Origin of the sequence: Paenibacillus tianjinensis (assembly GCF_017086365.1) — a bacterium.
Taxonomy (GTDB): domain Bacteria; phylum Bacillota; class Bacilli; order Paenibacillales; family Paenibacillaceae; genus Paenibacillus_AQ; species Paenibacillus_AQ tianjinensis.
In genome coordinates this window covers 6,257,578-6,273,877 of record NZ_CP070969.1, presented here as the reverse complement: position 1 = coordinate 6,273,877, position 16,300 = coordinate 6,257,578, and the positions used below count along the sequence as shown (strand labels likewise).

Genomic DNA, 16,300 nt, shown 5'->3' with positions numbered 1-16,300 from the left:
AGACTGTCACTCCTTTAAATCTTCCAAATGTGGCGTCAGCCATGAAGTGGAAATGTCGAAGAAAATGGGTTCGTGCTGAATCTTATCCCCAATATGCAATATCAAGAGACAAAAAAATATGGATAAATTTGAATTGTTCACAACTTTATCCACAGCTTGTTGATAATATAGAGAACAAACAAATCTATTCACATTCAAAAGTAATACCATCATAGCAAAACCACCCTTGTTTTTCAATGAGCCGGGCCATTTTATCCACAAATTCAATCACTTGTGTATAATTTTTAGGAACAACACTACATATTGTTGATAATTTGTTTACCGTTCGACAGTTTCCGTCATGGGGACTATTTTTTTATGCACAGGTTGTGCTCACTTTTGTGGATGTGGATTTATTTTTAGTCACAGGTGGATAACTGTAAAAGCTTGTGGATTAGATTTACGGTTCTGAAGGACTGTGGATAAACAATCTGTGGAATGGTGGAGGGAGTACAGAGAAACGGTTGACTTTTGGGCCGATTCTGTGTTTAAATATATAAAGGTGTTTTCTGTGAGGATAGGTCTCCAAATTTAATTGATAATACTTGTAGATACTGTCCCTACTCAAAAGAGCGGCTTAGACCGTTTCTGCTAATATGACAGTAATTAAGATCCTGTAAGGGAGGTGCAATACATGAGACCGACGTTCAAACCGAATGTGAGCAAACGCAAGAAGGTACATGGTTTCCGCAAAAGAATGAGCACGAAAAACGGCCGTAAAGTGCTGGCAGCCCGCCGCCTGAAAGGCAGAAAAGTTTTGAGTGCGTAAGTTAGGCCACTTAGGGACCACTGCGGTGGTCCTTTTTTAAATATAAGGGAGCATAAATGCAGAGCTGTATTTTTTGCTTCCTTATATAGGGCAGAAACGGATATCGTCCTGTTATATGGAACAAAGCCGTTTTCTTATTTGTGAATGGACACTTTCTAGGCTCAGCAAAGGCTCATGGCAACACTTTGCGGGCCTTTTTTAGCAGAGAAGAAAAGCTAATAGGTGTCACACTCAAAATGATCCCTCTCTAACTCGCAGAAACGGATACCTTCCTTACAAGGACGGCAAAGCCGTTTCTTCTTATGTATACGCAGATCGAAGGAAGAACATGCCTGATCCCGGACAAGCCGTTTATGGCGGCGGCCGGATGACTATACTAATTAGAAGATAAATTTCCGGAGCTTCCCTGAAAGCCCGGTTTTTGAATAGGAGATTCCCGTGCACAAAAGTTTACGATTACGAAACCGTGCGGACTTTAGCCGCGTATACCGCCATGGGAAGTCATTTGCGAATCATCAGTTTGTTGTGTACTGGTTCAGCAGAAAAGAGGTGGAGCGGTTCCGGCTTGGTGTGTCGGTCAGCAAAAAGGTCGGAAACGCCGTCGTCCGCAACCGGATGAGACGATTGGTGAAGGAAATTATCCGTCATCACGAACCGGAAATTGCCGGCGGGCTGGATATGGTATTTATCGTAAGAAAAGGAGCCCTGAACATGGATTATGCGGAGCTCGAAAAAAGTGCCCTCCATGTACTGCGCAAAGCCAAGCTGCTCAAGGCCTCACGCAAGTAATGGCTGCGGAAGAGGCTTGTTTATTTGTATTCATAATTATGGTATGATTTACGGTGCAATGGAATGTTTAAGAGAGGGGTTTTGAAGTGTCTCTATTGAAGACTAAACGAGGAAAAATGTTTCTTCTCCTCGGGTTAATGGTTCTAATGATCGCTGTTCTGTCGGGATGCTCTCCGTCGTCGACTACAGTGACGCATACTACGGAGGATTTGAAAAACGGAGGCTTTTGGCAGAGTAATGTAGTATATTATTTCGCCATCGCCCTGGATACGTTCGCAAAGTGGTTTAATGGACAATATGGACTGGCCGTTCTTGTAATGGTTATTATTGTCCGTACGCTAATTTTGCCGCTTACCATGAAACAGGTAAAGAGCTCGCGTGCGATGCAGGCGATTCAACCGGAACTTGAGAAGATTAAGAAAAAATATAAAGATGAGCCCGAAAAGGTACAGCAGGAAACGATGCGCCTTTTCCAGGAAAACAAAGTTAACCCGATGGCAGGCTGTCTGCCGCTGATTGTGCAAATGCCGATTTTTATCGCGCTTTACAACTCGATTTATTATAACCCTGATCTGCGGGAGCATTCTTTCTTATGGCTTCAGCTCGGTAAACCTGACCATCTGTTCATTCTGCCATTGCTGGCTGCAGCAACTACGTTCCTGCAAACCCGCATGATGACCAAAATGAATCCGGTTCAGCAGCAGGGTCCGATGCAGTTCATGATGATGGTATACCCGGTATTGATCTTCATCATGTCGTACAACTTCCCTTCAGCACTGCCGTTGTACTGGTTCTACAGTAACCTTTACACCATTATCCAGAACTACTTCTTATACCGCAACAACGATAAGACCAAGTTGGCTGTCGCAACTGCCGGTACCGGCAAAGAAGTGAACCTTGTGAAGGGCAAGGATACAAGCGCCCGCAAGGATGTTACTCCCGCTGCAAAAGGCAATGGCGGCAAAGCAAAGAAGGGAGCCAAAAAGTCAAAATGAGCAAAGTCGTCGCAACAGGGAAAACCATTGAAGAAGCTGTAGAACGGGGACTTAACCAGCTTGGAGTTCAAAAGGACCGGGTCACGGTCAACGTACTTGAACAGCCGTCAAAAGGATTCCTTGGATTGATCGGTGCGAAAAGTGCCAAGGTGGAACTCACCTTGATTACCGAAGCCGCACCGGCGTCAGCGGCGAGTGCTCCGTCACTGCCTCAGCAGTCAACACGAGAGAGCAAACAGGAGGCTGGCGGCGGTGTGCCGCGCCAAGATTCCGGACAACCGGTGGAGGAAGCTTACCAAGAGGCCGTTCATTTCATTGTGGATGTCGCCAAGAGCATGGGGCTCACGGTGGAAGTGGAAATCGTTCATACCAAGGAATCGACCATTCTGCAAATCTCCGGTCCGGATCTCGGCCTCCTGATTGGCAGAAGAGGACAAACTCTCGATGCTCTGCAGTATTTGGCTAATATTGTGGCCAACCGTTATTCTGACAGTTTCATCCGTCTGGTGCTGGATGCGGAGAATTTCCGCGAACGCCGTAAGAAGACATTAGAAGAACTGGCTGACCGGTTGGCTGGCCGTGTAGTTCGAACCCGTAAAGAGGTTGTGCTGGAGCCCATGTCGCCGCAGGAGCGTAAGATCATTCACTCCAGGCTGCAGGATCATCGTCAAGTCAGCACGCTTAGCAAGGGTGAAGAACCTAACCGGCGCGTCGTTATAACATTGAAGTAGAGATAAATACAGCCGCAATGACTCCTTGACCAATGTAAGGGGTCATTGCTTTTTTTAAAACCATAAGAATTTAGTGCATTCACATTCTAAATTAAACACTATATTGAGGTGAGAAACAGCATGCTTAGTGACACCATTGCTGCCGTCTCGACGGCACTGGGCGAGGGTGGAATTGCAATTATCCGCGTGAGCGGACCGGAAGCTATATCTGAGGTTGCACCTTTGTTCCGCAGCTCAACCCCGCTTACGGAAGTTGCTTCCCATACCGTTCATTATGGCCATATTATTAACCCGGTGGACGGTGAACGAATGGAAGAGGTCCTGGTGACTGTAATGAAGGGACCACGGTCCTTCACAACAGAGGATGTAGTGGAGATCAGTGCCCATGGCGGAGTGATTTCAGTCAGAAGAGTGATGGATCTGCTTTTGCAGCAGAATATCCGATTAGCCGAGCCGGGTGAATTCACCAAGCGCGCTTTTCTGGGCGGACGGATTGATCTCTCTCAGGCGGAAGCGGTCATAGATTTGATTCGTTCTAAGTCGGACCGTGCATTTTCCGTTGCCCTGAAACAGGTCAGTGGATCGTTATCCGAGCGGATAAAGAGTTTGCGCCATACCCTTATAGAGACTCTGGCACACATTGAAGTGAATATTGATTATCCTGAGCATGATGTGGAAGAATTTACGGCTGAGTTCATTAAAGAGAAAAGCAGTGAGGTAATGGAAGGTATTAATAAGCTGCTGAAGACGGCCAATGAAGGGAAAATTCTGCGTGAAGGTATTACGACGGCAATTGTCGGCCGCCCTAATGTCGGCAAGTCCTCCTTGCTTAATGCGCTCGCCCGTGACAACAAAGCGATTGTGACTGATATTCCGGGAACAACGCGTGATGTAATAGAAGAATATGTAACGATCAACAATATCCCGCTGAAGCTGCTCGATACCGCAGGTATTCGGGAAACAATGGATGTCGTTGAGAAAATCGGTGTAGAACGTTCCAAGGCAGCTTTCAGTGATGCTGATCTGATCCTGCTTGTCCTTAATGCGAATGAAGAATTGCATGAGGATGAATTGGCACTAATGGAACAAATCCACGGTAGACAAGCCTTAGTCATCATGAATAAAATGGACTTACCGCCACGCCTGGACAAAGCCAAGCTGCTTACGTTCTTTGATGAATCGAGCATTGTGCCGATGTCAGTGCTGGAGGAGGAAGGGCTGGATAAGCTGGAGGAAGCCATTTCGGAGCTGTTTTTCGGCGGCAAACTGGAATCCGGTGACCTTACTTATGTCAGTAATGTGCGGCATATTGCCTTGCTCAAAAAAGCGCATAAGTCGCTGCAAGATGCTTATGAAGCAGCTGATATGTTCGTTCCAATTGATATGATTCAAATAGATGTGCGTCTGGCTTGGGAGCAGCTCGGAGAGATTATCGGTGATACCGCTGCTGATTCGCTGCTAGACCAAATTTTCTCGCAATTCTGTCTAGGCAAATAAGATGCAGCAAGGGGCCTGTATGGGATCCCTGCTCTGCATAAACTATATAATTCAGCTTGTTATACGAAGCTATTAGGAGGAATAAGAGATGAGCTATGAAGGAGGCAGCTATGACGTAGTGGTCATAGGCGCCGGCCATGCCGGCTGCGAAGCTGCACTGGCTGCAGCCCGGATGGGCTGCAACACTTTGATGATAACGATTAACCTGGATATGGTGGCATTCATGCCTTGTAATCCTTCGATTGGCGGTCCGGCTAAAGGACATGTAGTCCGTGAAATTGATGCGCTTGGCGGAGAGATGGGCCGCAACATCGATAAGACTTTTATTCAGCTGCGGATGCTCAATACCGGTAAAGGACCGGCCGTTCATGCTCTTCGCGCACAGGCGGATAAATTCCTTTATCAGCATGCCATGAAAGAAACAATGGAGAAGACACCCAACCTGACGCTTCGTCAGGGAATGGTCGAAGAATTGATCGTTGAAAACGGCCGTTGCGCCGGGGTGATTACCAAGACTGGCACTATATACCGTAGTAAGACAGTTATTTTGACCACCGGAACTTATTTGCGCGGAAAAGTAATTATGGGTGAGCTGACCTATGAGAGCGGTCCAAACAATCAGCAGCCTTCAGTCCGACTGTCGGAGAATCTGCGTGAGTTGGGCTTTGAGCTGGTTCGCTTTAAGACAGGTACACCACCGCGTGTGCATAAAGATACGATTGATTTCTCCAAGACAGAAATTCAGCCGGGTGATGATAAGCCGAAGTTCTTTTCTTTTGAAACGAAATCGTCGCAAAACGAACAACTGCCTTGCTGGCTGACCTACACTTCTCCAGTGACGCACCAGATCATTAATGACAATCTTCATCGTGCTCCAATGTTTACAGGTATTATTGAAGGAACGGGTCCGCGTTACTGTCCTTCCATCGAAGATAAGGTGGTCCGGTTCAGCGACAAGTCACAGCACCAGATTTTCCTTGAACCGGAAGGAAAAAACACTTCGGAGTACTATGTACAGGGTCTTTCCACTAGTCTGCCGGAGGATGTTCAATTAGCAGTGCTTCGCTCCATCCCAGGAATGGAAAAGGTAGAAATGATGCGTAACGGCTATGCGATTGAATATGATGCGATGGTGCCTACCCAGTTGTGGCCTTCACTCGAAACCAAACGTCTGCCGGGACTATTCACAGCCGGACAGATTAATGGTACATCCGGATATGAGGAAGCAGCAGGACAAGGTGTAATGGCCGGTATTAATGCTGCCCGTAAAGTGCAGGAGAAAGAACCGGTGGTTCTCGATCGTTCCCAAGGCTATATTGGAGTACTGATTGATGATCTGGTTACTAAAGGAACCAATGAGCCTTACCGTTTGCTTACATCACGGGCAGAATACCGTTTGCTGCTTCGTCATGACAATGCTGATCTGCGGCTGACACCTATTGGTTATGAGATTGGTTTGATACCGCAGCAGCGTTATGAAGCCTTCCTGAATAAAAAGGAAACAGTCGAACGTGAAATTCTCCGGCTTAAAGAAACAAAAGTAAAACCCGTAGAAGTCAATGAAGCATTAGCAGCATTTGAGTCTGCAGCTATTGTAGATGGCAGTAACTTGCTTACTCTGATGCGCCGCCCTGAACTTGCATACAGCTTTGTTGATCAAATATCCCCAGCCCCTGAAATCCTTGATGAAGAGATGAAGGAGCAGGTAGAGATTCAAATTAAATATGCCGGATATATTGAGAAACAGCTGGCACATGTGGAAAAGCTGCAAAAGATGGAAAAGAAGAAAATCCCGGATGATATTAATTATAATGAGATTCATGGACTGGCTATGGAAGCACGGCAGAAGCTGACGAAGATTGCCCCGATTTCTATCGGACAAGCTTCACGGATTGCCGGTGTCACACCGGCTGACATTTCGATTCTGCTTGTGCATTTAGAGCATTACAACCGAGTAACGGCGGCGAAAGGATAATTTATGGACAGTACTTCAGCGCAGTTCATTGCACTTTTGCAGGAGCGTGGCCTTCAGCTTGCACCCCGACAATTGGAGCAATTTGAGCTTTATTATCAGGAACTGGTTTCTTGGAATGAGAAGATGAACCTTACGGGAATTACTGAACGTAGTCAGGTTTATATGAAACATTTTTACGACTCGCTTTCTCTTGCATTCTATTTAAACATGGATGATGTAAAAAGTCTGGCAGACATCGGATCAGGAGCAGGATTTCCTGGTATTCCCTTGAAAATTTGTTTCCCTCATTTAAAGCTGACAATTGTGGATTCTTTAAGTAAAAGAATTTCGTTTCTCCAGCATATTTGTGACACTTTAGGATTAATCGGAGTAGAGCTTATTCATGGCCGGGCAGAGGATGTAGCTAGACAATTCGTGCATCGTGACGCATATGATGTAGTAACTGCCCGTGCTGTGGCACGTTTATCACTGCTGAATGAATTCTGTCTTCCGTTCACGCGAAAAGATGGTATTTTTGCAGCGATGAAGGGTAATGATCCTGCCGAGGAATTAACAGAAGCCAAAAGAAGCCTCAAGGAATTGCGGGCTGAACTCAAGCAAGTTGAGTCATTTAGCCTGCCTGTAGAGGAATCGGCGCGGCATATCGTCATGATCCGCAAAACAGGAGCCACACCTGCTAAATATCCCCGCAAAGCAGGAATGCCAGCCAAATCTCCACTAATCTGATTGTTTCACGTGAAACAATGTAAATAGGTGAAAATAAGCTGCGTTCTATAGCAAGCAAAACAACAAGCCTTTTATCCATGGGCTTGTTGTTTTATTTTGTGATAGGCGTTAAACAGCTTTCACGCAGAATTTATTATGCAGGAAAAATAGGTCTTTATGGAGAATAGGATTATGAGCGGAAAAGTGATAGAATAATATAGTGATAGAATTTCAGCGACTATCTGGAATGGAGTTTCTTCCGGAAATGAGCGTCTTTTTACCTGGGGTTTCCAGGCTGCATTGAATGCTGTACGATAAGCTTTTTTCCAGGCAAGGTCAAGAGGATCGTACTATAACGAAACTAGGTGGTTATGAACGGAATGAAAGAACAATTCACCAAGCTTTTTGGATTTACCGAGCGGAGCAGCGGAGAAGAGATCAAACAGATCCCGGTTCATGAGGTTATTAGCAGTCCTTATCAACCACGGACAATTTTTGATGATGAGAAGATAGACGAGCTATGTCAGACCATCAAAACTCACGGAGTTATTCAACCCATCGTTGTGCGAGTGCGTGATTCTTTGTATGAGATTATCGCGGGTGAACGGCGTTGGCGTGCGGTTAAGAAGCTCGGCTTGGAGACCATTCCGGCCATTGTTCGTGAGTTCAATGATTCTCAGGCTGCATCAATTGCATTAATAGAAAATTTGCAACGAGAAGGTCTGACCTCTATTGAGGAAGCTATTGCTTATCAGAAACTGATTGATCTTCATCAATTGACTCAGGAAAGCTTGGCACAGCGGTTAGGGAAAAGCCAATCCACAATCGCAAACAAGATACGCCTCCTGCAGCTGCCCGAGCAAGTTAAGACAGCCCTCATGGAACGACAGATCACAGAGAGACATGCTCGTTCCTTGTTATCTCTGGACAATGTGGAAATGCAGCTGAAAGTACTGGCTGAGATCATTGCCAAGGGCTTGAATGTGAAGCAGACTGAAGCTCGAATTGCCTTTTACAAAGCTGTTAACCAGACCAAAAAATCAAAACGGGTTTCCTACACCAAGGACGTTCGTCTAGCGCTTAATACAATTCGTCAATCCATTGATATGGTATCAGGCTCAGGGATGGAAATAAAGACCTCGGAAAATGACCGCGGCGACCATTATGAGATTGTGATTCAGATCCCAAAACGATAAATTGTTTCAAAAGCTGAAGGCGGCCCTGAGGTGATTGGCCGCCTTTTGTATGACTACAATCGAATTATACCGGCGGATGAACTCGTTGATAATAATTACCTGTATATTTGTCTATATTTCTTGCAATAAGTGATTCCGTTTCATTCACGGTCTGCGCCGTTACAACTTCAGAAACTACAAGATGATTCTTTCTAACAATTCGAGGTGAAATAAGTGTCCAAGATTATTGCCATAGCAAATCAAAAAGGCGGCGTTGGTAAAACGACAACCTCCGTGAACCTGGGTGCCGGAATGGCTACTCTGGGGAGAAGAGTGCTTCTTGTCGATATCGATCCGCAAGGCAACACTACAAGCGGCGTTGGCGTCAACAAAGCGGATGTAGCAAATTGCATTTACGATATACTTATTAATGAGGCTAACCCTCAAGAAACAATTTTACAGACGCAGATCGAAGGGCTCGATATTATCCCGGCTACGATTCAATTGGCAGGGGCTGAAATCGAATTAGTGTCGACGATCTCCAGAGAACTAAAGCTTAAAAAGGCGCTCAATGCGGTGAAAGGTAATTATGATTACATCATCATTGATTGCCCGCCTTCTCTCGGCATACTTACTATTAATTCACTCACTGCGGCAGACTCGGTCATTATTCCAATTCAGTGTGAATACTATGCACTGGAAGGGCTTAGCCAACTGCTTAATACCGTGCGTTTGGTGCAAAAAAATCTTAATACTCATCTGAAAATTGAGGGAGTGCTGCTGACCATGCTTGATGCCCGAACGAATCTGGGGATTCAAGTTATTGAAGAGGTCAAAAAGTATTTCCAGGAGAAGGTATATAGAACGATTATCCCCCGTAATGTTCGTCTTAGCGAAGCTCCTTCGCATGGACAATCCATTATTACGTATGATACCCGTTCCAAAGGAGCAGAAGTGTACTTAGAGTTGGCAAAGGAAGTGATCTCTTATGAGTAAGCGTTTAGGGAAAGGTCTAGATGCACTAATTCCATCCTTGTCAATCAATGAAGATGATAAGGTTGTGGAGATACCTTTGGGTCAGTTGCGGGCTAATCCTTATCAACCGCGCAAGGATTTCAATGAAGAAGCAATTCAAGAACTGGCCGAGTCCATAAGACAACATGGAGTCATTCAACCGATTATTGTCCGCAGCGTGTTAAAGGGATATGAAATCATTGCTGGTGAACGCAGATTCCGTGCATCGCAGTATTGTGGAAAAGCAACAATTCCCGCTGTTGTAAGAAGTTTGAGTGACCAACAAGTGATGGAAATCGCCCTGATTGAAAACCTGCAGCGTGAAAATTTGAATGCGATGGAAGTTGCAGTGGCATATCAAGGTTTAATGGATCAATTTTCACTTACCCAGGAGGAATTATCTCTGAAGGTAGGTAAGTCGAGATCGCATATCGCTAACTTTTTGCGGCTGCTCACTTTGCCGGAGGAAGTTAAAGATTATGTTTCACGTGGAACAATTTCGATGGGCCATGCCCGGGCAATTGTGGCACTGAAAGATTCTGAGACTGTAAAACAACTGGCCGAACAATGCGTGGAACAGCAATGGAGTGTAAGGCAGCTGGAAGAGGTAGTGAAGAATCTTGATCGTAAACCTACAGCTGGAGTAAAGGCGAAAATTGTTAAACGTGATCCTTACATTGATAATGTAGAGGAAGGGTTGCGTGAAAGATTCAAAACCACGGTAAAAATTAAGCAAGGCAAGGAAAAAGGAAAGATCGAAATCAACTACTACAGCGCCCAAGACCTGGAAAGACTGCTTGAACTATTAGGGAACTGATTTGAATATCTTTGCCCGAAAACATATCCTGAGGTATCCTTAACACGGATATGGAGGGGTATGTTTTTTAAACTCGAAAAGTGAGGTTAGAGAATGGAGCCACTGGTATATCTGGATCATGCGGCAACATCCTGGCCTAAGCCGCCAGAGGTGGCTGTAGCGATGGTGGAAGCGTTGGAACACTCGGGTGCTAATGCCGGGCGCGGCAACCACTCGCTGGCTATAGGGACGGGTAGGGTGCTTGTGAGAGCGCGCGCCTTGCTGGCTGAACTGTTTGCAATATCAAATGCCCAGGATATTGCCTTTACCCACAATACAACGATGGGGCTAAATATGGCCATTAAGGGTACACTTCAACCAGGGCATCATGTGATATCGACGATGACTGAGCATAATTCTGTACGCAGGCCATTAGAATATTTGCGCCGGACAATGGGGGTAGAGGTTGATTATTTGCGGGTCGATAAAGAGGGACAAATCAATCTGCAGGAATTGAATAGGCTCTTCAAACCTAATACTAAAATGGTGATCTGCAATCATAGTTCGAATCTGCTTGGCAGTATACTTCCGATTGGTGACATAGGCGATATCGCCAAATCTAAGGGTGCTGTTTTTCTGGTCGATGCAGCTCAAAGTGCTGGTTCACTGGATATCAATGTGAAAGAGATGAACATTGATTTGCTTGCTTTTCCGGGACATAAAGGCTTGCTCGGTCCACAAGGGACAGGAGGACTCTATGTTTCGCCAGAGCTTGATTTGGAACCTTTGATGCTCGGGGGAACCGGCAGCCAATCCGAAAACAGCGAACAACCGGCGGTACGCCCGGACCGCTATGAGGCAGGAACACAGAATGCAGTGGGCATAGCGGGACTGCTCGCCGGTGTAAAAATCATAAAATCGCTGGGCACACAAAATATCCATCATCAAGAATGGATATTAACGCAGAAAATGATGGAGGGATTGTCTGCAATTCCTGGTATAAGGCTGCTTGGTCCTGCGATCGGCGCTCCGCGGAGCGGTATTGTTTCTTTTACAATCGAAGGACAGGAATCTGCAGATATTGCACATCGGCTGGACCGGGGATACAACATAGCTGTACGGGCTGGAATGCATTGCACGCCCTTAGCTCATCAAGCCGCTGAGACGCTGGAGAGTGGAGCTGTGCGGGCAAGTGTAGGTGTAAGCTCGACAGAACAAGAGGTTAACAGATTGCTGGATGCCATGGCAGAGTTATATGGCCTTCACTCCAGCAGATAAATACAAAAGGATGGTCCATATATGTCAGAGTTGAATCAAATAATTAGTGAACAGTTATCATTAGTTGTATTTGCTGCTGCAGTTATTCTGTTGGTGCTGGTAATTATCCAGATCGTTCAGGGCAGCAAGCTGCGTAAAATGCGGCGCAAATACGAAGCAATGATGAGTGGGAACGGTGTCGAGGATCTGGAAAGTCTGCTGATTGATCTAAAGAATCAGAGCGAAATGCTTGAAGAAGGCCAGCGTGAACACAAGGCATTAATTGAAGCTGCACAGACAAAAATGCGCGGCATGAAATCAAAAGTTGCGATGAAGCGGTATAACGCATTCGGTGAACGCGGAAATGACTTAAGCTTTTCAATGGCAATTATTGATGACAGCAGCAGTGGTGTGGTATTAACGAGCCTGCACAACCGCGAGAATTCCTATATATACTCCAAACCGCTGGAAGGCGGAACCTCCCAGTACCCGCTCTCACCGGAGGAGAAGGAAGTTATTGCTCTAGCGTTGCAGCAGATTTAGCATGAAGCTTCCATTGTTTTAATGCGGAATAGAGGCTGACGGCAATAATGTCAGATAGACGCATGACAAGACTCAACCGGGTATTCTGCAATACAAAATACTCCATAAATCCACCGACATTTACAATACCGGTCAGGTGGATATCACCAACAGGGGGCAGTTGTTTATTCACGCCAGCTCCTGGACGCAGCGGGCCATCCACGACCTGGATGCAGCCGACACTGGCGGAATGCCCCAGACAGGCATCAATACCAATGATAAAGGGATCATTATATTTGTTGTGAATTAGAGTCAAAGTCTCCTCCAGATTTACGGCGTGTACAGGCTCGTCCAGTGTACCGTAAAGATGAAACAAGGGACTGTGAAAGCGGGCTAGCGCCGTTCCGACCAACGGGCCAAGGGAGTCGCCGGTAGAGCGGTCCGTGCCTACACAGACAATCACAATTGGAGTATCTTGACGGGTACGCGACAAGTGGAAAAGCAAACGGTGCATGATCGCCGAGTAGATGTTAGGATCAGCATGTGATATTTTTAAACAAGACGGCTCTGGCAGCGGTACAGCTTGAGAAGAGAAATTCATATAATCTTCCTTTCTGCGGCGGAACTTCTACGAAAATACCAGCAGTCTGCCATTACCTTTCATAGATTGCTGATAACTTAAGCCATCTGTCCGCGGGGGAATGTTAGTTAATGATCCTAGTATATGGATGAAAGAGGGATTTTATACTACAGGTACAAGAGATAGGACCTTAAGCCCAGAGGGAGGCGTAGACATGGAGGAAGAGCTGCTGATTGCATTTGACTCTACACAGCAGGCGCTGCGCGCAGAAATGCTGCTTGAATATGCGGAAATCGAAATCGATATCTTCCCGACTCCCAAAGAAATTACCGCAGGGTGCGCGATGTCGATTCAATTTTTTAAGGCTGATCTCATTGGAGTCCGCAAACTGATTGCCGAACAGAATGTTGAAATCCGCGGAATATTCAGTAAGAATGGAGAGGGCAGCGGCTACATAGAGGTATATGAATAGGGAGGGATCATATGAATAGATGGCTACTCGAGGCGGGAACGTCTGAAGATGCTGTAGAGCAGGTGGTCCGTTTCAAGGATAAGGTCTGGAATTGGGTAACGGATGCAGATATGTGGGCGAACGTGCTTTTTTCCGGCTTGCGGATATTATTAATTATTATACTGACCCGGGTAATTATAAAGGTTGTATACCAGATCATCGACCGCTCGATGGAACGGGAAACCCGGGGGAGGATGCTGGCAAACAGCCGGCGCTTCTCGACGGTAGGCGGACTTCTGAAAAATGTGGTTACGTTCATCTGTAATTTTGTCATGATTATGCTGATTCTGTCTGAGTTTAACTTCAATCTTGCCCCGGTACTTGCAGGAGCTGGCGTCTTAGGTCTGGCTATCGGTTTCGGAGCACAGAGTTTGGTCAAGGATGTAATTACAGGCTTCTTTATTATTTTTGAGGATCAGTTTGCGGTAGGCGATGTGATTCAGACGGGGACCTATAAAGGAACCGTGGAAATGATCGGTCTCAGAACGACCAGACTGCTCAGCAGCACGGGCGAGGTTCATATTATCCCTAACGGCACGATCATCAACGTAACGAATTATTCTCTGGCTAATGCCTTGGCGGTGGTGGATGTGCCGGTGAAGATTGAGCGGGGACTTGAAACTACACTTGCTCTAATCGGCGAAGCGTTACAGGGGATTGAAGAGCGGAATGAAAATATATTGGCTTATCCGAATATACTGGGGATTCAATCCATGAATACTTCTGAATACGTAATTCGTGTAGCGGCCAATTGTCAGCCCAATGCCAGAGATGCAGCGCAGCGGCAGATCCAAAGCGATATTAAGCAAGCACTGGAGAAGCAGACGGCGCTGGAAGAAGCGGAGGCTGAGCGGAAGGCCCGTGAGCATGAAGTGCAGGCTGAAGAGGCCGCTGGTGCTGTTCCGCGAAGACAGGTCGCTGCTGCTCAAGAGGGAGAAAAGGGGGAGAACTAATGGAACGGAAGGTTTTTCAATTAGGGGATATTGTTCTGATGAAGAAGCCCCATCCCTGCGGAACCAATGAAATGGAGATCATCCGGATGGGGATGGATATTCGGATCAAATGCGTAGGCTGCCAGCACAGTGTTCTAATCCCCCGCGCCAAATTCGAGAAAAACCTGAAAAAGGTGCTGCGTTCAAAAGAAGAAGGCTTACAGAATAATTAAGCTTGCAAAACTGTAGGTGACATGATACAATAAATCTTGCTGCGGAGAGGTACCCAAGAGGCCCAAGGGGGCTGACTCGAAATCAGTTAGGCGTGTCACAGCGTGCGTGGGTTCGAATCCCACCCTCTCCGCCACTACAGCACAACTAATATCATTGATAAATAGAACCTTCGCTATTGCGGAGGTTTTTTTGTTATCAGAAATCGAATGCAGTGTTGTTATATTAACCAAGCACAACAAAAAGAGAGATCCTTGCGGATCTCTCTCCAGAGGCAGTACATCAATGATGTTCGGAATTTCTCTGTTTATAGCCGCTAAAGTGATTGGGTATTGCAAAAGCTGATGCCTTTTTTAAGGGCCAGCCTTACTGTTCCCGGGTTACAATAGTTGCTGAATCAGAATCCCAGTGATTGTGTTCGTCTACGACGTCCAACGGAACCACACCTCTCTTTTGTACTGCCTGAGTTTATTATGGGCCGGAACCCGTTTTATTATACATGTGATGTGAAAAAATTAATGAACCCGGGCTTTTTCAACCTTTTTCCACTTGCGGTCCTTGTTTGTGGTCTCAGGGAAGGTATCTCCCTTTTCCATCGTGATGCGTTTTGGATTCGTAATTTGAGTGTGGAAGCTGCGGGCTTCTCCTACTTCTGTATAGACTCCCGGGTTTGGTGCTTTGTCGCCTTTTTCATATTCAGTTTGTTCACCCATGTTTGATCCCTCCTCAGATGATGTGGTAATGCGGTTATATTGTGCGCCGGCCGGGTGCTGTTCATGTAGCCCATAAGCTCCCATGATCTGCCGAGGATTATTAGTACTTGCAATCAGCAGAACTATTTGGTATATTAATTTGGTGCGAGTCTATGTTTGTGCTCGTTCCTTGCTCCTGACGTGATCAGGGGCCGCAGACCATAAGGAGGTGAAAATTATGCGCAAATATGAAGTCATGTACATTATTCGTCCTGACATTGAACAAGAAGCCGTTCAAGCAGCAGTCGAAAAATTCCAAGGCGTCATCTCCAACGGCGGAGAAATTACAAAGCACGATGTGCAAGGTAAACGCCGTCTTGCGTATGAGATCAAGAAATTCCGTGATGGCGTTTATGTTTTGGTTAACTTTACTGCAGAACCTGCAGTAGTTACTGAACTCGAGCGTCTCATGAAGATTTCCGACGAAGTTATTCGTTATCTCATTACGAACGACGTTGCCTAAGATCTTGACAAGCTTTGTAACGAATCGCTTAAAAGGAGGGGATTGAATTGTTGAACCGTATCATTCTGATCGGTCGGTTGACCCGTGACCCGGAACTTCGTTATACTCCCGCTGGTGTTGCCGTAACGCAGTTTACGCTTGCCGTAGACCGCAACTTTACGGGCCAGAACGGTGAACGCGAAGCGGACTTCATCCCGGTAGTAACCTGGAGACAGCTGGCTGAGACCTGTGCCAATTATTTGCGCAAAGGGCGTCTGGCAGCCGTAGAAGGCCGCATCCAAGTTCGGAATTACGAGAATAACGAAGGTAAACGTGTATACGTTACTGAAGTTATTGCCGATAATGTCCGTTTCCTGGAATCCTCGCAGAATCGTGAAGGTGGCAATGCGCCAAGTGGCGGAAATGTACCCGAAGAACCATCCTATGGTGGCGGCGGTAACAGTGGACGCGGAAATAACAACAATTTTTCGCGCAGCAACAATAATCAAGATCCTTTTTCGGGCGATGGAAAACCGATCGATATATCGGACGATGATTTGCCATTTTAATAAGGAAGGACTGAACTGA

General features: G+C 46.1%; 19 protein-coding genes and 1 tRNA gene. 18 read left to right on the top strand and 2 right to left on the bottom strand.

Going from position 1 to position 16,300, the window contains the following annotated elements; all coding sequences use genetic code 11:
• Window positions 1-673 precede the first annotated feature (673 nt).
• The 12 genes from rpmH (at window position 674) to JRJ22_RS28975 (ending at window position 12,285) form a co-directional block, all read left to right on the top strand.
• Window positions 674-808, top strand: a complete 135-nt coding sequence (rpmH, locus tag JRJ22_RS29030; RefSeq protein WP_019914530.1) for a 50S ribosomal protein L34 — start codon at window positions 674-676, stop codon at window positions 806-808.
• Between the two features lie 438 nt (window positions 809-1,246).
• Window positions 1,247-1,597 (top strand): ribonuclease P protein component, encoded by a 351-nt coding sequence (gene rnpA, locus JRJ22_RS29025; RefSeq protein ID WP_206102614.1) that lies wholly within the window; start codon window positions 1,247-1,249, stop codon window positions 1,595-1,597.
• 86 nt (window positions 1,598-1,683) lie between these two features.
• Window positions 1,684-2,592 (top strand): YidC/Oxa1 family membrane protein insertase, encoded by a 909-nt coding sequence (locus JRJ22_RS29020; RefSeq protein WP_206102613.1) that lies wholly within the window; start codon window positions 1,684-1,686, stop codon window positions 2,590-2,592.
• The gene (jag, locus tag JRJ22_RS29015) at window positions 2,589-3,323 is read left to right on the top strand and encodes an RNA-binding cell elongation regulator Jag/EloR (protein ID WP_206102612.1); all 735 of its coding nucleotides are present in this window, start codon (window positions 2,589-2,591) and stop codon (window positions 3,321-3,323) included. Before JRJ22_RS29020 ends, jag begins: the two co-directional genes overlap by 4 nt.
• A gap of 120 nt (window positions 3,324-3,443) precedes the next feature.
• Window positions 3,444-4,820, top strand: coding sequence for a tRNA uridine-5-carboxymethylaminomethyl(34) synthesis GTPase MnmE (mnmE, locus tag JRJ22_RS29010; RefSeq protein ID WP_206102611.1), 1,377 nt, complete (start codon window positions 3,444-3,446; stop codon window positions 4,818-4,820).
• Between the two features lie 88 nt (window positions 4,821-4,908).
• Complete coding sequence (mnmG, locus tag JRJ22_RS29005) at window positions 4,909-6,795, top strand: tRNA uridine-5-carboxymethylaminomethyl(34) synthesis enzyme MnmG (protein WP_206102610.1); 1,887 nt, start codon at window positions 4,909-4,911, stop codon at window positions 6,793-6,795.
• Between the two features lie 3 nt (window positions 6,796-6,798).
• Window positions 6,799-7,521: a 16S rRNA (guanine(527)-N(7))-methyltransferase RsmG gene (gene rsmG / locus JRJ22_RS29000; RefSeq protein WP_206102609.1), complete on the top strand. Its 723-nt coding sequence runs from the start codon at window positions 6,799-6,801 to the stop codon at window positions 7,519-7,521.
• Window positions 7,522-7,880: 359 nt separating this feature from the next.
• A complete protein-coding gene (gene noc / locus JRJ22_RS28995) occupies window positions 7,881-8,696 on the top strand; it encodes a nucleoid occlusion protein (RefSeq protein WP_206102608.1) in 816 nt (271 codons plus the stop codon).
• A gap of 213 nt (window positions 8,697-8,909) precedes the next feature.
• Window positions 8,910-9,671, top strand: a complete 762-nt coding sequence (locus JRJ22_RS28990) for a ParA family protein (RefSeq protein WP_206102607.1) — start codon at window positions 8,910-8,912, stop codon at window positions 9,669-9,671.
• Window positions 9,664-10,506: a ParB/RepB/Spo0J family partition protein gene (locus tag JRJ22_RS28985; protein WP_054942644.1), complete on the top strand. Its 843-nt coding sequence runs from the start codon at window positions 9,664-9,666 to the stop codon at window positions 10,504-10,506. Before JRJ22_RS28990 ends, JRJ22_RS28985 begins: the two co-directional genes overlap by 8 nt.
• A 93-nt stretch (window positions 10,507-10,599) precedes the next feature.
• Window positions 10,600-11,763: an aminotransferase class V-fold PLP-dependent enzyme gene (locus JRJ22_RS28980; protein ID WP_206102606.1), complete on the top strand. Its 1,164-nt coding sequence runs from the start codon at window positions 10,600-10,602 to the stop codon at window positions 11,761-11,763.
• A gap of 21 nt (window positions 11,764-11,784) precedes the next feature.
• Entirely contained in the window at window positions 11,785-12,285 is a 501-nt protein-coding gene (locus tag JRJ22_RS28975; RefSeq protein ID WP_206102605.1) for a DUF4446 family protein, read from the top strand.
• Here JRJ22_RS28975 and yyaC read toward each other — a convergent pair.
• Window positions 12,257-12,865: a spore protease YyaC gene (gene yyaC, locus JRJ22_RS28970; protein ID WP_206102604.1), complete on the bottom strand. Its 609-nt coding sequence runs from the start codon at window positions 12,863-12,865 to the stop codon at window positions 12,257-12,259. The two genes, JRJ22_RS28975 and yyaC, sit on opposite strands and share 29 nt — an antisense overlap.
• 193 nt (window positions 12,866-13,058) lie before the next feature.
• Between yyaC and JRJ22_RS28965 the strand changes: the two genes are divergently transcribed.
• From JRJ22_RS28965 to JRJ22_RS28950, 4 genes are all read left to right on the top strand, one after another.
• Window positions 13,059-13,316 carry a putative Se/S carrier protein gene (locus tag JRJ22_RS28965; RefSeq protein WP_206102603.1) on the top strand — a complete coding sequence of 86 codons (258 nt, stop codon included), beginning with the start codon at window positions 13,059-13,061 and terminating at the stop codon, window positions 13,314-13,316.
• Window positions 13,317-13,327: 11 nt separating this feature from the next.
• Entirely contained in the window at window positions 13,328-14,308 is a 981-nt protein-coding gene (locus JRJ22_RS28960; protein ID WP_206102602.1) for a mechanosensitive ion channel family protein, read from the top strand.
• Entirely contained in the window at window positions 14,308-14,520 is a 213-nt protein-coding gene (locus tag JRJ22_RS28955; RefSeq protein ID WP_054942638.1) for a DUF951 domain-containing protein, read from the top strand. The genes JRJ22_RS28960 and JRJ22_RS28955 overlap by 1 nt, the downstream gene beginning before the upstream one ends.
• Window positions 14,521-14,563: 43 nt before the next feature.
• Window positions 14,564-14,654: transfer RNA gene (locus JRJ22_RS28950), tRNA-Ser, on the top strand.
• A 379-nt stretch (window positions 14,655-15,033) separates the two neighbouring features.
• Here JRJ22_RS28950 and JRJ22_RS28945 read toward each other — a convergent pair.
• Window positions 15,034-15,231: a YjzC family protein gene (locus JRJ22_RS28945; RefSeq protein ID WP_054942637.1), complete on the bottom strand. Its 198-nt coding sequence runs from the start codon at window positions 15,229-15,231 to the stop codon at window positions 15,034-15,036.
• Between the two features lie 217 nt (window positions 15,232-15,448).
• Between JRJ22_RS28945 and rpsF the strand changes: the two genes are divergently transcribed.
• Window positions 15,449-15,733 carry a 30S ribosomal protein S6 gene (rpsF, locus tag JRJ22_RS28940; protein WP_054942636.1) on the top strand — a complete coding sequence of 95 codons (285 nt, stop codon included), beginning with the start codon at window positions 15,449-15,451 and terminating at the stop codon, window positions 15,731-15,733.
• 47 nt (window positions 15,734-15,780) lie between these two features.
• Window positions 15,781-16,281 (top strand): single-stranded DNA-binding protein, encoded by a 501-nt coding sequence (gene ssb / locus JRJ22_RS28935; RefSeq protein WP_054942635.1) that lies wholly within the window; start codon window positions 15,781-15,783, stop codon window positions 16,279-16,281.
• Window positions 16,282-16,300: the final 19 nt, after the last annotated feature.

Coding starts and splice junctions, on each gene's coding strand:
- JRJ22_RS28980 (WP_206102606.1), top strand. CDS start 10,600: ATGGAGCCACTGGTATATCTGGATCATGCGGCAACATCCTGGCCTAAG.
- JRJ22_RS28960 (WP_206102602.1), top strand. CDS start 13,328: ATGAATAGATGGCTACTCGAGGCGGGAACGTCTGAAGATGCTGTAGAG.
- rpmH (WP_019914530.1), top strand. CDS start 674: ATGAGACCGACGTTCAAACCGAATGTGAGCAAACGCAAGAAGGTACAT.
- mnmG (WP_206102610.1), top strand. CDS start 4,909: ATGAGCTATGAAGGAGGCAGCTATGACGTAGTGGTCATAGGCGCCGGC.
- JRJ22_RS28965 (WP_206102603.1), top strand. CDS start 13,059: ATGGAGGAAGAGCTGCTGATTGCATTTGACTCTACACAGCAGGCGCTG.
- JRJ22_RS28955 (WP_054942638.1), top strand. CDS start 14,308: ATGGAACGGAAGGTTTTTCAATTAGGGGATATTGTTCTGATGAAGAAG.
- jag (WP_206102612.1), top strand. CDS start 2,589: ATGAGCAAAGTCGTCGCAACAGGGAAAACCATTGAAGAAGCTGTAGAA.
- yyaC (WP_206102604.1), bottom strand. CDS start 12,865: ATGAATTTCTCTTCTCAAGCTGTACCGCTGCCAGAGCCGTCTTGTTTA.
- rpsF (WP_054942636.1), top strand. CDS start 15,449: ATGCGCAAATATGAAGTCATGTACATTATTCGTCCTGACATTGAACAA.
- rsmG (WP_206102609.1), top strand. CDS start 6,799: ATGGACAGTACTTCAGCGCAGTTCATTGCACTTTTGCAGGAGCGTGGC.
- JRJ22_RS28985 (WP_054942644.1), top strand. CDS start 9,664: ATGAGTAAGCGTTTAGGGAAAGGTCTAGATGCACTAATTCCATCCTTG.
- mnmE (WP_206102611.1), top strand. CDS start 3,444: ATGCTTAGTGACACCATTGCTGCCGTCTCGACGGCACTGGGCGAGGGT.
- JRJ22_RS28945 (WP_054942637.1), bottom strand. CDS start 15,231: ATGGGTGAACAAACTGAATATGAAAAAGGCGACAAAGCACCAAACCCG.
- JRJ22_RS28975 (WP_206102605.1), top strand. CDS start 11,785: ATGTCAGAGTTGAATCAAATAATTAGTGAACAGTTATCATTAGTTGTA.
- noc (WP_206102608.1), top strand. CDS start 7,881: ATGAAAGAACAATTCACCAAGCTTTTTGGATTTACCGAGCGGAGCAGC.